The sequence below is a fragment of the Streptosporangium sp. CA-115845 genome (genome assembly GCF_050943795.1).
Taxonomy (GTDB): Bacteria; Actinomycetota; Actinomycetes; order Streptosporangiales; family Streptosporangiaceae; genus Streptosporangium.
The window spans coordinates 4985946-5007804 of record NZ_CP191988.1; the positions used below are offsets into that span (position 1 = coordinate 4985946).

At 72.7% G+C, this 21859-nt stretch carries 4 protein-coding genes; all 4 read left to right on the forward strand.

Going from position 1 to position 21859, the window contains the following annotated elements; genetic code table 11:
• Genes ACQP0P_RS24805 through ACQP0P_RS24820 form a run of 4 tightly spaced genes read left to right on the forward strand, consistent with a single transcriptional unit; the run spans position 1 to position 21842 of the window.
• Positions 1-16215, forward strand: a complete 16215-nt coding sequence (locus ACQP0P_RS24805; protein ID WP_433382073.1) for an amino acid adenylation domain-containing protein — start codon at positions 1-3, stop codon at positions 16213-16215.
• Positions 16212-17477: a cation:proton antiporter gene (locus ACQP0P_RS24810; protein ID WP_433381561.1), complete on the forward strand. Its 1266-nt coding sequence runs from the start codon at positions 16212-16214 to the stop codon at positions 17475-17477. The genes ACQP0P_RS24805 and ACQP0P_RS24810 overlap by 4 nt, the downstream gene beginning before the upstream one ends.
• Positions 17461-20622, forward strand: coding sequence for an ACP S-malonyltransferase (gene fabD / locus ACQP0P_RS24815; RefSeq protein WP_433381564.1), 3162 nt, complete (start codon positions 17461-17463; stop codon positions 20620-20622). The genes ACQP0P_RS24810 and fabD overlap by 17 nt, the downstream gene beginning before the upstream one ends.
• The gene (locus tag ACQP0P_RS24820; protein ID WP_433381567.1) at positions 20619-21842 is read left to right on the forward strand and encodes a cytochrome P450; all 1224 of its coding nucleotides are present in this window, start codon (positions 20619-20621) and stop codon (positions 21840-21842) included. Before fabD ends, ACQP0P_RS24820 begins: the two co-directional genes overlap by 4 nt.
• Positions 21843-21859: the final 17 nt, after the last annotated feature.

Here is a 21859-nt window from a genome sequence, read left to right on the forward strand (position 1 = left end):
ATGGACACCGGCACCGCGCTGGCGCTGTTCGACGCATCCCTCGGCGCCGGACGCGCCCACCTCCTGCCCGCACGCCTGGACTTCACGGCCGCACCGCTGTTCCGCGAGCTGTCCCCGGCCCGCCGTCGCGCCTCGGTGACCCCGGCGCCCACGCCGGTCGACACGCCACAGTGGACTCAGGACGCCGTTGGCGAGCTGGTGCTGCGGGCGGTCGCCGCCGCCCTGAAGCATGACTCGACCGCCTACATCGACCCCGACGCCGAGTTCCACCGGCTCGGCTTCACCTCGCTGGCGGCGCTGGAACTGCGGAACGCCCTCAACGCCGGCACCGGGCTCCGGCTGCCCGCGACCATGGTCTTCCAGCACCGGACACCCCGGGCGCTGACCGCTTTCCTCGCTGGTGAGCTGGCCGATGCCCAAGCGGCCGCCGCTCCCGCCGTCACCACCGGGCCGGTCGCGGCCGACGAGCCCGTCGCGATCATCGGCGTCGCGGGCCGCTATCCGCTGGCCGGTTCCGTCGGCGAGTTGTGGGACAACCTGGCGGCCGGGCGCCACTGCGTCCGCGAGGTCCCCGCGGATCGCTGGGACGCCGATGCGCACTACGACCCGGTGACGCCGGGCGGTGCGTACAGCAAGTGGGCGGGGTTCCTCGACGGCGTCAACGAGTTCGACCCGCTGTTCTTCCACATCTCACCCGCCGACGCCGAGGCGATGGATCCGCAGGAGCGGCTCTTCCTGCAGGTCGCCGCAGCGACCGTGGAGGACGCCGGCTACCCGGACGCAGTACTCGCCGCGCAGGGTCCGGTCGGCGTGTTCGTCGGCGTGATGACCAGCGACTACGAGTGGATGGGTGGCGCGGCGGACGCGCTCGGCGTGCCGACCGACGCTCACTCGCACCACTGGTCGGTTGCGAACCGGGTGTCGCACTTCTTCAACTTCACCGGCCCCAGCCTCGCGGTGGACACCGCTTGCTCGTCTTCGCTGACCGCGATCCACCTGGCCTGCCAGAGCATCCGGGCAGGGGAGTGCGCGACCGCGATCGCCGGCGGCGTCAACCTGATCCTGCATCCCAAGCACCTGCGCAGCCTCGCCCAGGCGGGCATGCTTGCGCGCGACGACCGGGTCAAGGCGTTCGGCGCGGGCGCGGACGGGTTCGTCGACGGCGAAGGCGTCGGCGCCGTCCTGCTCAAGCCGCTGTCGGCGGCGCTCGCCGACGGCGACCGGGTGCTCGCTGTGCTGCGTGGCTCCGCGATCAACACCGTCGGGAACGCCGGCGGCTACACCGTGCCCAGCTCCGCCGCCCAGAGCCGGGTGATCCGCGCGGCGCTCGACCGGGCCGGGGTCGGCAGCGAAACCGTCGGCTACGTCGAGGCGCACGGCACCGGGACGCTGCTCGGCGACCCGATCGAGATCGCCGGGCTGGTCGACGCGTTCGGCGGCCCGCTCGACCCGGCCGAGCGCGACCGGTACCCGCTCGTGGCCCTCGGCTCGGTGAAGTCCAACATCGGGCACCTGGAGGCGGCGGCCGGGATCGCCGGCCTGACGAAGGTGCTGCTGCAGTTCCGGCACGAAACCCTGGTGCCGTCCCTGCACTCCGCGACACCCAACCCGGAGATCGACTTCGGCACCACGCCGTTCGACATCCCGCAGGCGCCACGGCCGTGGGCCCGCGGAGAGCTGCCGAGGCGCGCGATCGTCAGCTCATTCGGGGCCGGGGGCGCCAACGCCTGCGTCGTCATGGAGGAGCACGTGCCGGCCCTGACGCCGGAACCGGCCGAGCCGGACGGCCCGCACCTGCTGGTGCTCTCCGCCAAGGGCGAGGACCGGCTGCGCAAGTACGCCGCCGATCTGGCAATCTTCCTGCGCCGGGGCGCCGGGACCGGGGAGGACGCCGAACGCCGGTGCCTGCGGCTGGCCACAGAACTCGCCGGCGTCGCGACGGGCACCCTCGACCTTGACACGGACCTGGTCGACTGCGGCTTCGGCATGGCCGAACGAGCGAACTACTTCGCGCTGCTGGCCGACGAACTAGGCGCCAAGCTGCCCGCGGCGGCCACCGCGGCCGACACCATCGGCGCGGTGGCCCGGGCGGTCGCCGGAATCCAGCCGCCGGTCCGCGACTTCGCACGGCTCGCCGACATCGCGCACACCCTGCAGTCCGGGCGCACGGCACACGAGTTCCGCCTCGCCCTCCCGGTGGCTTCGGTTCCGGAAGCCTTGGAACTGCTGGACACCTATGTGGCCGGCGGCACCGACGACCGCATCACGACCGGGCGGGCGGTGCGCCAGACCGACGGTGCGACCGCGTCCGGGCGCGACCTCACCGAGATCGCCAGGAAGTGGGTGACCGGCGTGGCCGTCGACTGGACGCGGCTCACGCCGGCGTCCGCGAGGCGCATCGAGCTTCCCACCTACCCGTTCGCCCGCAAGCGGCTGTGGATCCCGCCGGTCCCGGTCGCCCCCACAACGGTCCCCACGGCGGTCCCGGCGGCGACGCCGCCGCCGCGCGACGGCGTCGACCCCGCCATCGCGCGGGTGCTCGCCGGGTTCGCCGAGCTCGACGCCGTTTCGGTGTCCGGGCTGTTCGGCGTCTACCAGCGGATGGGGGTGTTCCAGCGTCCGGGCGAACGGCACCGCTCCGAACCGCTGCGGGAGCGTCTTGGCATCCGCGACCGGTTCCGCCGACTGCACGAAGCGATCCTCGGGCTCTTCACCGGGTCGGGCCTGCTGGCTCGCGAAGGCGACGAATTCACCACCACCACCACCGTGACCGACCTGGCGAGCGGCTGGCAGGCCGAGTTCGACCGCGTCGCGGCCGCGTACCCGGACGTCGAGCCGACGGCCGCGCTCAACCGCGAGTTCCTGCTGGCCTACCCGCAGATCCTGCGCGGGGAGGTGGTCGGGATCGAGATCATGTTCCCGGACTCCTCGATGGACCTGGTGCGCGACCTCTACCGCGGCAACCCGCTCACCGACTTCTTCAACGACCTCGTGGCGGACACCGTCCGCCGGTACCGCGACCACGGTTCGGCCGACGGCCATCCGGTGCAGGTCCTGGAGCTCGGGGCCGGGACCGGTGCCACCAGCGAGCGGGTGCTGCCGGTGCTCGCCGGGCAGCCCGGCTCCGGCTACACCTTCACCGACATCTCGCCCCGCTTCCTCGAGCACGGCCGGGAGCGGTTCGCCGCCGACTATCCGTTCACGAAGTTCCAGCTGCTCAACCTGGAACGCGACCCGGCCGCGCAGGGGTGCGAGCCCGGCTCCTACGACCTGGTGCTGGCCACCAACGTTGTGCACGCGACGCGCGACCTGCGCGCGACGCTGCGCAAGGCCAAGACGCTGCTGAAGCCCGGCGGCTGGCTGGTGCTCAACGAGCTGACCACAATCCGGCCGTACCTGACCCTCGGCGGTGGCGTGATGGAGGGCTGGTGGGCCTTTCAGGACGATGAGCTGCGCGTGCCGGCGTCGCCGCTGGCCGCGCCGGACACCTGGACCCGGGTGCTCGCCGAAGAGGGCTACGAGCGGATCCGTGTCCTCGGCGCGGGGGAGGCGGACCTGGGGCAGCGCGTCCTGGTCGCGGAGAACGACGTCGTCGCGCCGCACGTGGTGGCCGCAGCCGTCACGCCCACGGCCGTGACGGCGCGGGTGACGATCAGTCCGGCCGACGCCGTCGGCGACCGGCTGCGGGAGCTCGTGGAAGCGGTGCTCAAGCTGGACGAGCGGATCGCCCCGGACCGGCCGCTGGCCGACTACGGCTTCGACTCACTCAGCGGCATGAAGATCGTCGCCGCCGTCGACGAGGCGTTCGGCGTCGCCGTGCCGCTCGACGAGTTCTTCGAGCGGCCGACCCTGCGGGAACTGTCGGCCTACCTCACCGCGCGCTGGCTGACCGACGCCGTCCCACCTGTCGCCGAGCCGGCCGAGGAGCCGCCCGCGCTGGCCGAACCGGTGGTGCACCCGCTGTCGGAGGGACAGCGCGCGCTCTGGATCGTCGAACAGCTCGCGCCCGGCAACAGCGCCTACAACCTGCCGCTGGCGTTCTGGCTGGCGCCCGAGGTCGACGTCCGCAGCCTGCGCCTGGCCCTGCAGCACGTGCTGGACCGGCACGACCAGCTGCGCGCCACGGTTTCGGACGGGCCGGAGATCACCGTGAGCGTCCACACCGGACTGCCAGTCCAGCAGGTGTTCCTGCCGACGGTGGCCGACGCGGAGCTGCGAAGGCGGGTGAACGCCGACATGCGCCAGCCGTTCGACCTGGCGGCTGGCCCGCTTGTGCGAGCGACTCTCTACACGCTCGACGACGGACGGCAGGCGCTGCTGCTCACCGTCCACCACCTCGTGCTGGACGGCGTCTCCATCCCGCTCCTGCTGGCCGACCTCGAACGCGGGTACCGGGCGCTCCGCGAAGGACGGCCGCTGCCGGCCGACCGCCCGGCCGGCACCTACGCCGAATTCACCGCCTGGCAACGGGCACTCCTCGCCGGACCTGAGGGTGACCGCCTGCGTGACCACTGGGTCGAGCAATTGCGCGGACGGCGGACCACCGTGGCGCTGCCGCTGGACCGGCCGCGTCCGCCGGTGCCCGGCTACCGCGGCGCGACCGTCGAAGGCCAGCTCGCCGCCGAGCTGACGGACCGGGCACGTGCCTTTGCCGCGGCCGAACGCGTGTCGCTGTCCAGTGTCGTGCTGGCGGTCTATTTCGCCCTGCTGCATCGGTACAGCGACCAGGCCGACATCGCCGTCGGCACCCCGACCGCCGGCCGCCCAGCCCACGGGTACGACGACGTCGTCGGGTACTTCATGAACATGGTCGTGCTCGCCGAGCGGGTCGACCCGGGCGAGGACGTCCGCGGCCTGGTCCGCCGGATCCACCGGATGGTCCTGCGAGCACTCCAGCACAGCGCCTACCCGCTGATCACGCTCGCCGAGGAGCTGAGCCGGGCCGGCCACCGGAGCCGGCTCTTCGACGTCGCTTTCTACTTCCACAACTGGACGCGGGACCTGCGTGACGACGGCCTGGTCCGCGGCCGCGTCGAAGGCGTGCACCAGGAGGGCGAGTTCGACCTCACCCTCGACGTCGTCGACCACCCCGAGGGCTGCCGGTACACGCTCAAGTACGACCCGGACCTGTTCGACGCCGGAACCGTAGAACGCTTCGGGGCGCACTTCGCCGCTCTGCTGGCGTCCGCGATCGGCGCGCCGGACACCGCGGTCGGCGATCTGGAACTGCTCACCGCTGCCGAACGCGCCGCGCTCGTCCCGCAGCCGCCCGCCGAGTACCCAGCGGATGAGCTGGTGTGGGACCTCGTGCGGCGCCAGGCGGAAACCCGACCGGACGCCGTGGCGGTACGCCACGGCAGCACCGAGTTGACCTATAGCGACCTCACCGCGCGGGTCAGCGCCCTCGCGGCCCGGCTGACCGCCGCCGACGTCTGCCGAGGCCGGACCGTCGGCGTGCTGCTACCGCGTGACGCGGACCTGCCGGTCGCACTGCTCGCCGTCCAGGCCGCCGGGGGCACCTACGTGCCGCTCGACCCGGCCTATCCCCAGGAGCGGCTCGACTACATCGCCGAGGACGCGGGGCTCCACCTGACGCTCACGCACTCCGCCGTCGGCGGGCGGCTCGGCGGCCGGGTGCCGCGGCTGCTGATCGACGGCGGTGAGCAGCCGCCCGCGGCCGTGTCCCCGAAAAGCGCCGTTGCCTCCGACATCGCTTACATCCTCTACACGTCCGGCTCGACCGGACGGCCGAAGGGCGTCCGCGTTCCGCACCGCGCGCTGGTCAACTTCCTCTGGTCGATGGCCCGCGAACCCGGGTTCGGGCCCGCGGACACCATGCTCGCGCTCACTACGATCTGCTTCGACATCTCCGGGCTCGAGCTGTACCTCCCGCTGATCACCGGCGGCACGGTCGAGGTGCTGCCGACCGAGGTCGCCCGGGACGGGCTGCGGCTGCGCGAGGCCCTCGAACGCAGTGCCGCCACGGTGGTCCAGGCGACCCCGGCGACGTTGAGCATGCTGCTCGCCGCCAGCTGGGGCGGCGACCCCGGCCTGAAGGTGCTCTGCGGCGGTGAGGCACTGCCCGCGGAGACGGCGGAGGCGCTGCTCGCGGGCAACCGCGAGGTGTGGAACCTCTACGGGCCGACGGAAACCACCATCTGGTCGTCGCTGACCCGGCTGGTGCGCGGCGAGCGCGTCACCATCGGCACCCCGATCGCCAACACGACGCTGTACGTGCTCGACAGTCACCGCCGTCCGGTGCCGTCCGGTGCCGCGGGCGAGCTGTACATCGGTGGTCACGGCGTCGCCGACGGCTACCACAACCGGCCGGACTTGACCGTCAAGCGGTTCCTGCCCGACCCGTTCGCGGCCGGGCCGCACGCCCGGATGTACCGCACCGGCGACCAGGTCCGGCGGCGGCCCGACGGCGCGCTCGAGTACCTGGGCCGGATCGATGCGCAGGTCAAGATCCGTGGGTTCCGGGTGGAGCCGGGGGAGATCGAGTCGGCCCTGCGGCGGCTGAACGGTGTCCGCGACGCCATCGTGGTGGCACGGGGTTCGGGTACGAGCGTTTCGCTGCTCGCGTGCTACGTGCTCGACGACGGCGCTCCCGAACCGTCGCGTGACGCGCTGGCCGCCTGGCTGCCGGATTACATGCTGCCGGACACGCTGGTGCGGGTCACCGGTTTTCCGCACACCCTCAACGAAAAGGTCGACCGCGTGGCGCTGGCTGCGATGCCGACTGCCGAACTGCGAGCCCGCTTCGGCGCGTCGCACGCGGAACCGCGGGCCGAGGCACCTGGCGGCCGCCTCGCCGCGTTGCAGGCGGAGCTGGCCGCGATGGTCGGCGAGCTGACCGGGGCCGACCCAGCCGACCTTGGGCCGCACGACCCGCTTGGCGAGGCCGGGATGAATTCGGTGAACTTCACCGAACTGAGCGTCGCACTCCGCAACGCGTACGGGATCGAGATCTACCCGACGCTCTTCTACCGCAAGGGCACACTGTCCGCGCTGGCAGAGCACCTGTGGCAGGACCACGCCACCGAGCTTGCTGCGCGGTTCGGCGCCGCGGAATCGGCGACCCCGGCACCCGCGCCGGCCACCGGCATCGCGGTGATCGGCATGGCCGGGCGGCTGCCCGGCTCGGCCGACCTCGATGAGTTCTGGGACCACCTGGTCGCCGGGACCGACCTGGTCGGCGAAGCCCCGCCAGAGCGGTGGGACTGGCAGCGGCAGCCGAATTCCCGCTGGGGCGCGTTCGTGCCGGACGTCGACCGCTTCGACGCCGCGTTCTTCGGCATCTCGCCACGCGAGGCTGAGCTGATGGACCCGCAGCAGCGCCTGCTGCTGGAGGTCGTCTGGTCGGCCATCGACGACGCGGGCTACCGCCCGGCCGACCTGGCCGGTCGCCGGGTCGGGGTGTTCATCGGCGTCGCCAACACCGAGTACCTGGAGCTGCAGCGGGCCGCCGGGCTCGGTGCGCAGGGCCACATGGCGACCGGCGTGGCAGCGTCGATCGTCGCGAACCGCGTCTCGTACCTGCTGGACCTGCGCGGCCCCAGCATGGTCATCGACACGGCGTGCTCCAGCTCGCTCGTCGCCCTGCACCAGGCCTGCGCCGCCCTGCGCGACGGCGCCTGCGACCTGGCCATCGCGGGCGGGGTGAACGTGATGCTCTCGCCAGCGGTGTACGAAGTGCTGAGCAAGGGCGAGATGCTCAGTCCGGAAGGGCGTTGCAAGACGTTCGACAGCCGCGCCGACGGCTACGTCCGCGGCGAAGGCGCCGGCATCGTGCTGCTCAAGCCGGACGGCCAGGCGCACCGCGACGGCGACGCGTGGCACGCGGTGATCAAGGCGACCGCGGCCAACCACGGCGGCCGCACCACGTCGCTCACCGCGCCCAACCCAGACGCCCAGGCCGACCTGCTCGTCGAGGCATACCGGAACGCCGGCGTGCCGGTGGAGACCGTCGGCTACATCGAGGCGCACGGCACCGGCACCGCGCTGGGCGACCCGATCGAGACGGCCGGGCTGAGCACCGCCTTCCGTCGGCTGCGCGCGGACGGTGCCGCGGCCCCGGGATGCGTCATCGGCTCGGTGAAGACCAACATCGGGCATCTGGAAGCCGCGGCCGGCATCGCCGGGCTGCTCAAGGTCGTGCTCGCGATGCGGCACGGCACCATCCCTGCCAACCTGCACCTGCGGGAGCCGAACCCCTACCTGGAACTGGACGGCGGTCCGTTCGAGATCGCCGTCACCACCCGCCCGTGGCCCCGCCTGCACGACGGCGAGGGCGTCGCGCTGCCGCGTCGCGCTGGGGTCAGCTCGTTCGGCTTCGGCGGTACCAACGCCCACGTCGTCCTGGAGGAACCGACCATGCGGGAGTTCCGCGCCGAAGACCGCGCCGAGCACCTGTTCCCGCTTTCGGCGCGGACGCCGCAGGCGCTGGCGGACGTCGAGCGGCGACTCGTCGAGCACCTGAAGACCCACGACGTCGCGCCCGGCGACCTCGCCTACACCCTGCAGGTCGGCCGGGAGGCGATGGCGCACCGGCTCGCCGTGGTGACCGACAGCGTCGCGAGCCTGCGGACGCAGCTCGCCGAGCACCTGGCCGGGAACCCGTCGGCGGTGCGCGAGGGCATGGCCGGACGCGGTATCCCGGCCCGCACGGCCGACGTCACGGCCGGCCTGGCCGCGCTCGCGGACGAGTGGGTCGCGGGGGCGGAGGTCGGCTGGGCGGCGCTGCACGTGGACGCGGACCGGCGCCGGGTGCACCTGCCCGGATACCCGTTCGCCCGTACCCGGCACTGGTTCGCCCCGGCGCCCAAGCTGCACTCGACGGTGCTGGACGCCGCCACAGGCGAGCGCACCTTCGCGAAGACGTTGACCGGTGAGGAGTTCTTCCTGCGCGACCACGTCGTCGGCGGGGACCGCGTACTGCCCGGCGTCGCGTACCTGGAGATGGCCCGGCTCGCCGGTGAAGCGGCGACCGGAGCGTCGGTGCGCGGCATCGACGACCTGGCCTGGGCCGCACCGGTGCGGCTCCTCGGCGGCGTGCGCGAGCACCGGCTGACCGTCGAACTGCTGGGCTCGGCGTTTGAGGTACGGACCGACGGTGGGGCGGCGCACGCGCGCGGCACCTTGGTCACCGGCGATCCCGGGGCGCGCCCGGAGCGAGTCGACCCGGAGCGGGTGCGGGCGCGCTGCACGATCGTCCACACCGGACCGGAGTGCTACGCGACGTTCTCGCGGCTAGGTTTCGCGTACGGACCGAGCTTCCAGGTGATCGAGGAGTTGGCGATCGGTGACGGCGAGGTGCTGGCTCGGCTGCGGCTGCCCGCCGAGCGCGTCGCGGACGCGGGTGAGTACGTCTTCCACCCGTCGCTGTTCGACGCGGCACTGCAGACAGCGGCCCGGCTAGCGCCCGACCCGGACGATCTGACGAGCGCGGTGCCGTACATGCCGTTCTCGGTGGGTGCGGTCCGGATTCACGGCGAGCTGCCGGAGCGGCTGCAAGCCTACGCGATACCCGCGGCCAGTCCGCTCAGCTTCGACGTCCGGCTGCTCGACGACGCCGGGACGGTGGTCGCCACGATCGACGGCTTCACCCTGCGTGCGGTCCCGGCCGGGAACGTCGTCGAAGCCTTCGAGCCGATCCGGCTGCCCGCACCGGCCGTCCGGGCGGCGCCGGTCGGTGGCGTGCTGGTGTTCGGCGCCGGCGGTGCCGAGGTGTGCGACGCGCTGACCGCGGCCGGGATCGCCGCCCGCCGGGGCGAGCCGGGCGTCCCCGACGCTGGCGTCTCCCACGTGGTGCACCTGGCCGGCGAGCACCCGGACGACCTCCACCAGGCGCTGGCGTACCTGCGAGCCTGGCAGCGGGATCGCGGCGCCGCTCTGCGCTATCTCTACGTCCACCGCGACCCCGCCGCTTCCCCGGCCTTGCCGGCGATGGCGGCGTTCGGCCGCAGCGTCCGGCGGGAGCACCCATCGGTCGACTTCGGGGTGCTCGCCGTCGCCACCGGTTTCCTACCCGAAGCGGTAGTGGCCGAGCTGCACGCGGCGGGCGAGCCGGACGTGCGCGTCGACGAGGCCGGGCGGACCCGCGCGGCCTGGCGCCGGCTGAGCCTGCCCTCCGGAGGCAAGTCAGCGTTTTCCGGTGCCGGCGCGCACGTGATCACCGGCGGGACCGGCGGGCTCGGCCTGCTACTCGCCGAGCACGTGGCCCGGACCGGCCGCGGCCCGGTCGTGCTCGTAGCCCGGTCCGCCCCGGACCCGGTGACCCGGGCGCGGATCGACGCCATCGGCGCGTACGTGGTGCGGGCCGACGTGACGGACGCCGCGTCGGTGCGGGCGCTGTTCGACGATGTGCGCCGGGCGCACGGTTCGGTCAGCGGTGTGCTGCACCTCGCCGGGGTGCTCCGGGACGGCCTGCTGCACGGAAAGGACCGCGCCGACGTCGACGCGGTGCTGGCGCCTAAGGTCCGCGGCACGGAGCTGCTGGACGAAGCGACGCGGGACGACATCCTGGACTACTTTGTCGTCTTCTCCTCGGCCGCGGCGGCGTTCGGCAACGTCGGCCAGACCGACTACGCCTTCGCCAACGCCTTCCTCGACCACTTCGCCGAACGCCGGGAAGCGTTGCGGCACCAGGGGATCCGGCACGGCCGTACCCTGGCGGCCGCCTGGCCGGTCTGGGCCGAGGGCGGGATGCGGGTCGACGCGGCCGGCGTGCAGCGCATGACCCAGGAAACCGGCATGCGCGAGGTGCGCACTGGTCCCGCGTTCGACGCCCTCGACCGCGCCCTGGCCGGGTCCGTGGTGCGGGTGCTGCTCGCCCCCGGCAACTCGGACCTGATCCTGGCCGCGCTCAACAGCGTCCCGGCCGCCTCGGCGGCGCCCGCCCCGGCCACCGCGTCCCCCGCGTCGGCCGAGCAGTGGCTGACCGGGATCATGGCGGATGAACTGAGGATGCCCGAGTCGGAGATCGTCGCGACCGAGCCCTTCGACAGCTACGGCGTGGATTCGCTGATCACGCTGGCCGTCACAAGGCGGCTGGAGGACCGCCTCGGGCCGCTGTCGAAGACGCTGCTGTTCGAATACCTGACGGTGCGCGAGCTGGCGGCCCACCTGACGGAGGCGCACCCGGGCGCGTTCACGCAGGCCACGGCCGTCGTGGACGAGCCCGTTCCGGCGCCGCGGCAGGAAACCAGCAGGGACGACATCGCGATCATCGGCGTCGCGGGCCGGTACCCCGGCGCCGATGATGTCGACGAGTTCTGGCGCAACCTCCGCACGGGCCGGGACAGCGTCGAGGAGATCCCGCGTTCGCGCTGGGACCACAGCCGGTTCTACGACGCCGACAAGTCGGCCGTCGGCAAGACCTACGGCCGGTGGGGCGGATTCCTGCGCGACGCCGACCGCTTCGACCCGCTGTTCTTCCGGATGTCGCAGATCGAGGCCGAGCACACCGACCCGCAGGAGCGGGTGTTCTTGGAGACGGTGTGGCACCTGATCGAGGACGCCGGCTACACGCGTGAGCAACTGCGCGGCAGCCGCACGGGCGTGTTCGTCGGCATGATGTACGGCCAGTACCAGCTGTACGGGGTACAGGACGCGTTGCGCGGCAACGGGTTGCCGCCGCACTCGTCGTTCGCCTCGGCGGCCAACCGGGTGTCGTACTTCTTCGACTTCTCCGGTCCGAGCGTCGGCCTCGACACGATGTGCTCGTCCGCGCTGGTCGCGATCCACCAGGGGTGCCTGGCGATCCGCAACGGCGACTGCGAGGTCGCGGTCGCGGGCGGCGTCAACATCACCACGCACCCGGCGAAGTACCTGCAGCTGGCGTGGCGCGGGTTCCTGTCGGAGGACGGCCACTGCCGCAGCTTCGGAGCAGGCGGCACCGGGTACGTCCCGGCGGAGGGGTCGGGCGCGGTGCTGCTCAAGCGCCTCGACGCGGCGGTGGCCGACGGCGACCGGATCCTGGCCGTGGTCAAGGGATCCGCGGTCAACCACGGCGGCACCGGGCGAGGATTCAACGTGCCGAACCCGAAGGCGCAGGGCGACCTGGTGCGGGCGGCGCTGGATCGCGCGGGCCTGCGCCCGGCGGACTTGAGTTACGTGGAGGCCCACGGCACGGGCACGGCGCTCGGTGACCCTGTGGAGATCGCGGGCATGCTGCAGGCATTCCGCGGCGACCCGCCGGAGCGGCTGCCGATCGGTTCGGTGAAGTCCAACATTGGCCACGCCGAATCGGCGGCTGGCATCGCGGCGGTGACCAAGGTGCTGCTCCAGCTGCGTCACGGCGAGCTGGCACCGTCCTTGCACGCCACGGAGACGAACCCGGACATCGACTTCGCGTCGACGCCGTTCGAGCTGCAGCGTGAGGTGGCGCCCTGGCCGCGTCCGACGCGCCCGGACGGGACGGTGGCCCCGCGCGCGGCGGGCGTGAGTTCGTTCGGCGCGGGCGGAACGAACGCGCACGTGGTGTTGCAGGAGTACCTGGGCGAGCCCGAGCCGCTTCCCGGGGTGGTCGGCCCGCAGCTGGCGGTGTTGTCGGCCCGGGAGGCCGACCGGCTGGTGGCATCGGCCGGTCGTTTGGCGGCACACCTGCGGACCACGGGGTGCGCGCCGAAGGACCTGGCTTGGACGCTGCAGACGGGCCGAGAGGCGATGGCCCACCGGCTGGCGGTACGGTTCACGGAGGTGACAGACCTGGTCGGTCACCTGGAGGAGTTCGCCTCGGGCGGGATACCGGCGGACAGCTGGACGGGCGTGGTTGACCCACGCAAGCCTTTGCCCGCCGAGGTGTTGCCCCAGGACCCGGCGGCGTACGCGGTCGCGTGGACCACGGGCCGTGCGGTGGATTGGACGGCGCTGCACGGAGGGGTGAGGGGCCGCCGGGTATCACTGCCGGGCTACCAGTTCGGAGGCGAGCGGGTATGGCTCGCCGCGGCGGACGCCGAACTGGCCGCGCTGTCGAAGGCGCAGCCCGGTGGGCCGGCCACCGCTGGCTCGGCCGAGTTGGCCGCCGCGGGGCCGACCACCTCGGCCGCGAGCGTGGCCGCCTGGGCCGATGGCGGAGCCGCCGGGCCTCCCGCGGCCACCTCTGGCCGGCTTCTCCTCACCCGGCAATGGGTCCCGGCCGAAGCCGCACCCACCGGCGCTCTTCCGCGCCTGATCGCCGTGCTCGCCGCCCCCGGTACCGAAGCCCTGGCCGCGCGGCTTGCCGCTACCCTGCCCGGCTCCGAAGTACTCACCCCCGGCCAGCTCGCCGACGACACCAGGCCAAGCCGATTCGAGGCCATCGTCGATCTCGCCGGGTGTGGCGATCATCTCGGCCACCGCGGGCTCGGCACCTGGCTCGGTTGGCTGCAGCGGGCCATCGACGGTGACCACCGCACCCTGCTTATCGCTTCCCGCGTCGGGGCCGCCGGGGCCGCGCGGGCAGGGCTCTACCGGATGCTCCAGAGCGAGTACCGCCACCTGCGGACCCGGGAGCTGGACCTCGGCGACGTCGACGACGGGCAGGTCTGCCGCTGGGTCGCCGACGAACTCCGGATCGGTGACGACCCCTCGCAGATCGCCTACCGCGACGGCGTTCGGCACCGAGCCGAGCTGCGCGAACCGATGCGCGGACCGCGGCAGCCGCTACGCTTCTCCGACGGGCACGTCCTCTGGGTCACCGGCGGCACCCGGGGTCTCGGCCTGCTCACCGCCCGGCGGTTCGTCGCCCGGCATGGCGTCCGCAAGCTCGTCCTCACTGGGCGCGAAACCTTGCCGCCGCGCGCCGAATGGGCCGCGCACGTCGCCGCCGACACCGCGCTCGGCCGCAAGCTGCGCCCGCTGCAGGAGCTGGTGGACCAGGGAGTCGAACTCATGGTGCTCAGCACCCCGCTCGACGACCGGGCCGCTACGGCCGCGGTACTCGCCGACGTCCGGGCGACGCTCGGCCCGGTCGGCGGCGTGATCCACAGCGCGGGCTTCACCGACACCGAGAACCCGGCTTTCGTCCGTAAGCCGCTGGCCGGGATCCAGCGGGTGATCGGGCCGAAGATTCTCGGGCTGGACACGCTCGTCGAGTGCTTCCGCGACGAGCCGCTGAGCCTCTTCGTCCTGTTCTCCTCGGTCGCTGCCGTCGTGCCCGCGCTCGCGGTCGGCCAGAGCGACTACGCGATGGCCAACGCCTACCTCGATGCGGTCGCCGAGGCCCGCCCGCACGGCCTGCCGCTGGTCAGCGTGCAGTGGCCGAGCTGGCGGGACACCGGAATGGGCGCGGCCCGCACGCCCGCGTACGAGGCGTCCGGGCTGGCGGCGCTGACTGACGAGCAGGGCCTCGACCTGCTGGAGGAGGCGCTGGCCAGCGGCGAACGGGTGGTCCTGCCGGCGGTGGTGCGCCCGGGGGCGGACTGGCACCCGGAGCGCCTCACTGCGGCCCGCCTCACCCCGGACGGCACCCGCCGCCCGGCACCGCAGCGGACCGAGCCGGAAGCCCCGCGGAACAGCCCTGAAGCCGCACCGGAACCACCCGGCGAGCTCCGGGGTGTGGCCGGCGCGGTCACCGATTGGCTCCTCGAGCGGGTCGCCGCTGAGCTGCGGTTCGACCGCTCCCAGCTCACCGGGAACGTCCCGCTGCACGACTACGGCATCGACTCGATCCTGGTCTCGCAGCTCGTGCAGACCCTCGCGCAGCGGATCGGTGCGCCGATCGACCCGTCGGCCCTGCTGGAGTTCCCCAGCGCCGACGAGTTCGCGGCCTACCTCACCGAGGCGCACCCGCAGGAACTGGCGGCCGCCTTCGGAGGGGAGCCGGTTACCACGCCGAAGGCGGCCCCCGCAGCACCGGCGCCGACGCCTACGCGGTCCACTGCGGATATAGCAGTGGTCGGCCTCTCCTGCATCTTCCCAGGTGCCGCCTCCGCCGCGGACTACTGGAACCTCCTGCGCGAGGGACGCTCGGCGCTGCGTCCGGTGCCCGAGTCCCGCTTCGGCCATCCGATGGCTTACCACGCGGGCCTGCTGCCCGAGGAACTCCGCTTCGATCCCGAGGCTTTCCTGCTGTCCGAAGCGGACGTCGCAGCGATGGACCCGCAGGCATTGCTGCTGCTGGACGAGGTGAACCGGGCCCTGCACCACGCCGGCTATCGGCCCGCGGAACTGAAGGGCCGCCGCGTCGGCGTGTACGTCGGGGGCCGCAGCGGGCACCTGCCGGACACTGAACGGCTGGAGCGCGCGAAGAACCCGGCCGTCGTCACTGGGCAGAACTACCTCGCCGCCAACCTGTCGCAGTTCTTCGACCTCCAGGGCCCGAGCCTGGTCATCGACACCGCGTGCTCGTCGGCGCTGGTGGCGATGGACATGGCCGCGCAGGCGCTGCGGGCCGGGGACGTCGAGGCGGCCGTGGTCGCCGGGGTGAGCCTGCTCGCCGACGACCGGGCGCACGAGGTGTTCGGCCGCCGCGGCCTGCTCAACCCGGGCGCTGAGTTCCACATGTTCGACCGCCGGGCGGCCGGCCTGGTGCTCGCCGAGGGCGTCGGCGTCGTCGTGCTCAAGCCGCTGGCTCGTGCCGCCACGGACGGCGACCGGGTGCTGGCCGTGCTCAAGGGCATCGCCGTCAACAACGACGGGCGCACCGCGGGCCCAGCCACCCCGAACCTGCACGCGCAGACGGCGGTCATGCGGGAGGCGCTGGCCCGCGCCGGGTACCGGCCGGAGGACGTCGGCTGGGTCGAGGCCAACGGCTCCGGCTCGGCCGTCACCGACCTGCTCGAGCTCAAGGCGGTCGAGCAGGTCTACGGCGCCGGTCGCAGCGGCGGCGTGGCGCTCGGCTCGGTCAAGCCGAACATCGGCCATCCGCTGGCCGCGGAAGGGATCGCCGCCTTCATCAAGGTGGTGCTGATGCTGCACCACCGGCAGCAGGTGCCATTCCGGTCCGGCCAGGAACCGCTGGCGCACTTCGACCTGGCTGCCTCGTCGATGCACTTCCCGCGTGAAGCCCAGTCGTGGCCGGAGACGGCCGACGTCGCCGCGCTGAACTGCTTCGCCGACGGTGGCACCAACGCGCACGTCCTCCTCGCCCCGGCACCCGCCTACGCCGCCGACGGACGCGCGCCGCTGCCGGAACCCGCCCAGAACCGGCGGGTCGTCATCCGCGGGAACGCAGCACCCGCGCCCGGCCTGTTCTGGGACAGCTACCAACCTGTTGAGGGGCTCGTGTGAACACGTTCATGACCGGCGTGCACGTCGTAGCCGCTCTCGCTACGGTACTGGTGGTCGGGTACCTGGGCCGCTGGGCGGCCCGCGCCGCCGGGCAGCCGCCGGTCGTCGGCGAGCTGGCCGTCGGCATGCTGATCGGGCCCGCGCTGCTCGGCTGGCTCTGGCCACAGGCCAAGCAGGTGCTGCTGCCGACGCCGGTGCTCGACGTCCTCGGGCAGATCGGCCACGCCGGCTTGGTCCTGTACCTCGTCGGTGTCGCGCACGAACTGCGGCTGGACAGCTCGCGCCTGCGCGACCGGGCGATCCCCTGGACGACGGTGGGCAGCCTGCTGCCCTCGCTGCTCGCGGGGTCGGTGCTGGCCGGCTGGCTCCTCTGGGGCGACCGGCCCGAGCTGCGCGGGACCACCCCGGTCCTCGCGTTCGTGCTGATGGTCTCGATCGCGATGGCCGTCTCGGCGGTGCCCGCCCTCGCCCGGATCCTCACCGACCGCGGCCTGACCACGACGCGCTCCGGCCGCCTCGCGATGACGTCGGCGGTGATCATCGACGCGCTCGCGTGGCTGATGCTGGCGGTGGTGCTCGGCATCGAGAAGGGCGGCGCGAGCGGCATCGCCTTCACGGTCGTCGTGCTGGTGGCCGGGCTGGTGGCGACCACGGTCGTGCGGCGGCTGCTGGCGCACGAGCCGGCCGGGCGGTTCGCCGAGCGGCTGCCCCGGGTGGCGGCCGTGCTGGTGGCCGCGGGCGCCCTCTCGTCCGCCGCGTGGGCCGAGAAATGGGGGCTCACCGGGATCTTCGGCGCGTTCGTGGTCGGCTTGATGCTCCCGGTGGGCTCGGCGCACTGGGACGCGCCGGTCCGCTGGGTGGCCAAGCTGGGCCTGTGGCTGGTGCCGGTCTTCTTCATCACCGCCGGGCTCAAGCTCTGGACCGGCTCGGGCGGCATTCCATGGCTCGTAGCGGTCGTGGCGACGGTGCTTGCCGTACTGGCCAAGATCGGCGGCGGCTACTTTTTCTCGCGCCGGGGCGGTGAGGACCAGCCCGGGTCACTACGGGTCGGCGTCATGCTCAACACCCGCGGGCTCACCGAGATCATCCTGCTACAGACCGGGTACAACGCCGGCGTCATCACCCCGGCCTTGTACCTGGCGCTGCTGGTGATGGCCCTGGTGACCACGGTGATGACCGGCCCGCTGCTGACCGCGATCGATCGGTTCCTGCCTGCGGACCGCGCACCTCGGCGGGAGGTCGGCCATGCCTTCACCAAATGAGCTGCCCGTCGTCTTCATGTTCCCCGGGCAGGGGTCGCAGTACTACCAGATGGGCAGGCAGCTCGTCGAGCACAACGATGTCTTCCGCGCGGCCCTGCTGCGGCACGACGCCGTGGTGGCCGAGGAGCTGGGCGAGTCGGTGCTCGCGCACATCCACGACCCGGCGAAGGCCAAGAGCGACGTCCTGATCGACACCCGGATCACCCATCCGGCGATCGTCATGCTGGAGCTTGCGCTGGCGGAAACCTTGGCGTCGCTGGGGATCACGCCGGACCACGTGCTCGGGGTCAGCCTCGGCGAGTACTCGGCGGCCGTGGTCGCGGGCAGCCTCGACGCGGCCGACTGCCTGCGGCTGCTGGTCCGGCAGGCCATTGCGCTGCGCGGGAGCCCGCCCGGCGGCATGCTCGCGGTGCTCGCCGGGCTCGACGTGCTGGACCGGGTCCCGGCGCTGCGCGAGTGTGAGATCGCCGCCCGCAACTACCCGGGCAACTTCGTGGTGGCCGGGACGGAGGCGGCGCTCGCCCGGGCAGAGGCCGCGCTCTCGGAGACCGACGTGCCGTTCCTGCGTCTGCCGGTGCAGTACGGCTTCCACTCCCACCTGATCGACGAGGTGCTGGACGCGTGCCGCGTCAACTTCGCCGACGTCCGGTTCGCGCCACCCCGCCTGCCCTGGATGTCCTGTGTGGACGGTCAACTGGTGGAGCGGCCGACCGCCGAGCACTTCGCGCGGGTGGCCCGGCAGCCGATCGAGTTCGGGCTCGCCATGGCCGGGATGCGCGAGCGCGGCGAGTTCCGCTACATCGACCTCGGCCCGTCGAGCAGCCTGCACAACTTCGTGCGCTTCCACCTCCCCGAGGGGACGCGCTCGGAGTCGATGCCGCTGCTGAACCCTTTTAGCAAGGACACCGACCTGCTCGAGCAGGTCCGATCGCGCGTGGCCCCGAAACCGCGGCCCAGGAAGGCGCACGGAATGAAGGTCTACGGATTCCCCGGGCAGGGCTCGCAGCGGAAACTGATGGGCGACGGGTTGTTCGCCCGGTTTTCGGATGAGACGGCCGTCGCGGACCGGGTGCTCGGCTACTCGATCGAAGAGCTGTGCCTGGCTGACCCGCGGCGCGAGCTCGGCCGCACGGAGTTCACCCAGCCCGCGCTGTACGTCGTCGGCGCACTGTCCTACCTGGACCGGATCGAACAGGACCCGGCCCCGCCGGACTTCCTGGTCGGGCACAGCCTCGGCGAGTACGCGGCACTGTTCGCCGCCGGGGTCTTCGACTTCGAGACCGGACTGCGGTTGGTGCAGCGCCGGGGTGCGGTGATGGCCGCGGCCGGCGGCGGCGCGATGGCCGCGGTGGTCGGGGTCGACGAGGCGATCGTCGCGGAGGTGCTGCGCGACACCGGGCTCGACGGCCTGGACCTGGCCAACTACAACACCATGGACCAGTTCGTGGTGTCCGGGCCCGTCGAGCAGATCGCCCGGGCCTGTCCGGCGTTCGAGGCCGCCGGCGCCCGCACCGTGCGGCTCAACGTCAGCGCGCCCCTGCACTCCCGGTACATGCGCCCGGCCGCCGAGGCCTTCGGGCGCTTCCTCGGCGAGTTCGCCTTCCACCCGCCGTCGATCCCGGTGCTCGCGAACGTCGACGCGCTGCCCTACACCGCGGAGACGCTCAAGGAGCGGCTGACCGCGCAGATGACGTCCCCGGTGCGGTGGACCGACACCGTGCGACGGCTGATGAGCCACGGCGAGTTCGAGTTCGTCGAACTAGGGCCCGGGCAGGTGCTGACCAAGCTGGTCAAGAAGATCCGGGCAGCCGCCACGCCGCTGCCGGACGCCGCCCCCGCGGCGGAGACCACCCCGGCGATCACGGCGGAGTCACTCGGCGCCGCCGGGTTCCGGGAGCGGTACGGCCTGCGGTACGCCTACCTCATGGGGTCGATGTACGGCGGGATCTCCGGCGGCGCGATGGTGCGTTCCGCCGCGAAAGCGGGTCTGTTGGCGTTCCTCGGCACCGGCGGGCTCAGCACCGGCGACGTCGACCGCGAGCTGTGTGAGCTGGCCGAGGACCTGGGCCCGGGCGGACCCTTCGGGGTCAATCTCCTTTACCAGCACCGGGAGCCGTACCGGGAACGCGAGCTGGTCGATCTGCTGCTGCGGCATGGCTGCGGTGCGGTCGAGGTGTCCGGTTACCCCCTGCTGACCGAGGAACTGGTCCGGCTGCGGCTCAAGGGCGGCCGGATCATCGCGAAGGTGTCGAGGACCGACATCGCTGCCGAGTTCCTCGCCCCGCCGCCCGCGCCACTGGTCCGGCGGTTGCTGGAGCGCGACGCGGTCACGGCGGAGGAGGCGTCCGCCGCAGCTGCCCGGCCGATGGCCGACGACCTCTGCGTCGAGGCCGATGGCGGCTGGCTGACCGGCGTCCCGGACCTGCTGACGCTGCTGCCCGCCGTGCTCCGGCTGCGGGACGCGGCCGAGTTGCCCGGCCATCGCGTGCACGTCGGGTGCGCGGGCGGGATCGGCACGCCCGAGGCGGTCGCTGCGGCCTTCCTGACCGGGGCCGACTTCGTGCTCACCGGCTCGGTCAACCAGTGCTCGGTCGAAGCCGCCACCAGCGACGCGGTGAAGGACCTCCTCCAGGAGGTGCGCGAGCACGAGGTCGACACCGCCCCGTGGGGTGAGCTATTCGAAGCCGGCGTGCGGGCGCGCTACCTCAAGCGCGGGATCTTCTTTCCCGCCAGGGCGTCCCGGCTCCACGAGCTGTGGCGTCGGCACGAATCCTTCGTCGAGCTCGACGCCGAGACACGAAGGCAGGTGCTCGACCACTACCTGCGCGGCGCGGTCACACCGACGTCCGGCGCCGACCCGAAGGCCGAGCTGGCCGCGCTGTTCCGCGAGTACTTCACCTGCGGCTTCCGGCTGGCCGTGACCGGCGACGAGCGGGCCAAGGTCGACTACCTGGTCCACTGCGGACCGTCGATGGGCGCGTTCAACCAGGTCGTCGCCGGGACCGGGCTGGGTTCGTGGCGGGCCCGCACGGTCGACGCGATCGCCGACACGCTGATGGCGGGCGCGGCCGCGTACGTCACCAAGCGGCTGGCGGTGCTGACCGCAGGACGTACCGAGGTTTCCCAAACCAGGAGTGCACCATGACCGCCGTCCCTGCGCGGGATTCCGTCGTGTTCAACCCGTTCACGCCGGAGTTCAAGAACGACCCGTACGCGCACTACGCGGAACTGCGCCGGCACGCGCCGGTGCACGACCACCCGCTCGGGTTCTGGCTGCTCAGCCGTTACGACGACGTGCGCGACCTGCTGCGCTCAGGGATGTCGGTCGAGCAGCGGAACGTCGGCCCCGGCCCGTTCCGCAAGACCTACGAGTACGCGGACGTCCCGATCGAGCCGCGGCTGAACGGGCTGGCCATGCTGGACCGGGACCCGCCCGGGCACACGCGGCTGCGCAAGCTGGTCGCCAAGGTGTTCACCCCGCGCGCCATCGAGGGCATGGAGCCGCTGGTCCGCGAGCTGGTCGGCGACGCGCTCGACGACCTGGCCGTCGAAGGCGGCGGCGACCTCGTGCCGTCGCTGGCGTTCCCGCTGCCGTTCACCGTCATCTCGCGGATGCTCGGGATGCCCCCGACCGACGAGGACCGGCTCCGCGCCCTCACCGACACGCTGATGCGCTCGGTCGAACCCGTCAGTGGTCCCGAGGTGTTGCGCGCCGTCCAGGCCGCCGACGTCGAGCTGACGGCGATGATCGGCGAGGCGGTCGCGTGGAAGCGGCGCCACCCGGGCGACGACCTGCTCACCGCCCTCCTCGCCGCCGAGGAGGGCGGGGACGTGCTCAGCAACGACGAGCTCGTCGCGCAGGTCACGCTGCTCTACGTCGCCGGGCACGAGACCACCGTCAACCTCATCTCGAACGGCACCGTCGCGCTGCTGCGCCACCCGGAGCAGCTCGAACTGCTGCGCACGAGGCCGGACCTGGAGGATAACGCGATCGAGGAACTGCTGCGCTACGACACGGCGGTGCACATCAGCCGGCGCGTGACACTGGAGCCCTACGAGGTCGGCGGGCGGGTGATCCCGGCCCGCTCGTTCGTGCTCGCCAACCTCGCCTCGGCCAACCGGGACGAGGCGTTCTTCGGCCCGGACTCGGAAGAGCTGAAGCTGGACCGGCCCAAAGCCCGCCGCCAGCTCTCCTTCGGCAGCGGCATCCACTTCTGCCTGGGCGCGGCGCTGGCCCGGCTCGAGGGCAAGGTCGCCATCGGCGAGCTGGTCCGCCGCTTCCCCGGGCTGCGGCTGGACGGCGAGGTCGAGTGGAACGACCGGATCAGCCTCCGCGGCCCGACGCGCCTGCCGGTGCGGTTGTAACCACATCCACTTCGGAC

Coding starts and splice junctions, on each gene's coding strand:
- ACQP0P_RS24820 (WP_433381567.1), top strand. CDS start 20,619: ATGACCGCCGTCCCTGCGCGGGATTCCGTCGTGTTCAACCCGTTCACG.
- ACQP0P_RS24805 (WP_433382073.1), top strand. CDS start 1: ATGGACACCGGCACCGCGCTGGCGCTGTTCGACGCATCCCTCGGCGCC.
- fabD (WP_433381564.1), top strand. CDS start 17,461: ATGCCTTCACCAAATGAGCTGCCCGTCGTCTTCATGTTCCCCGGGCAG.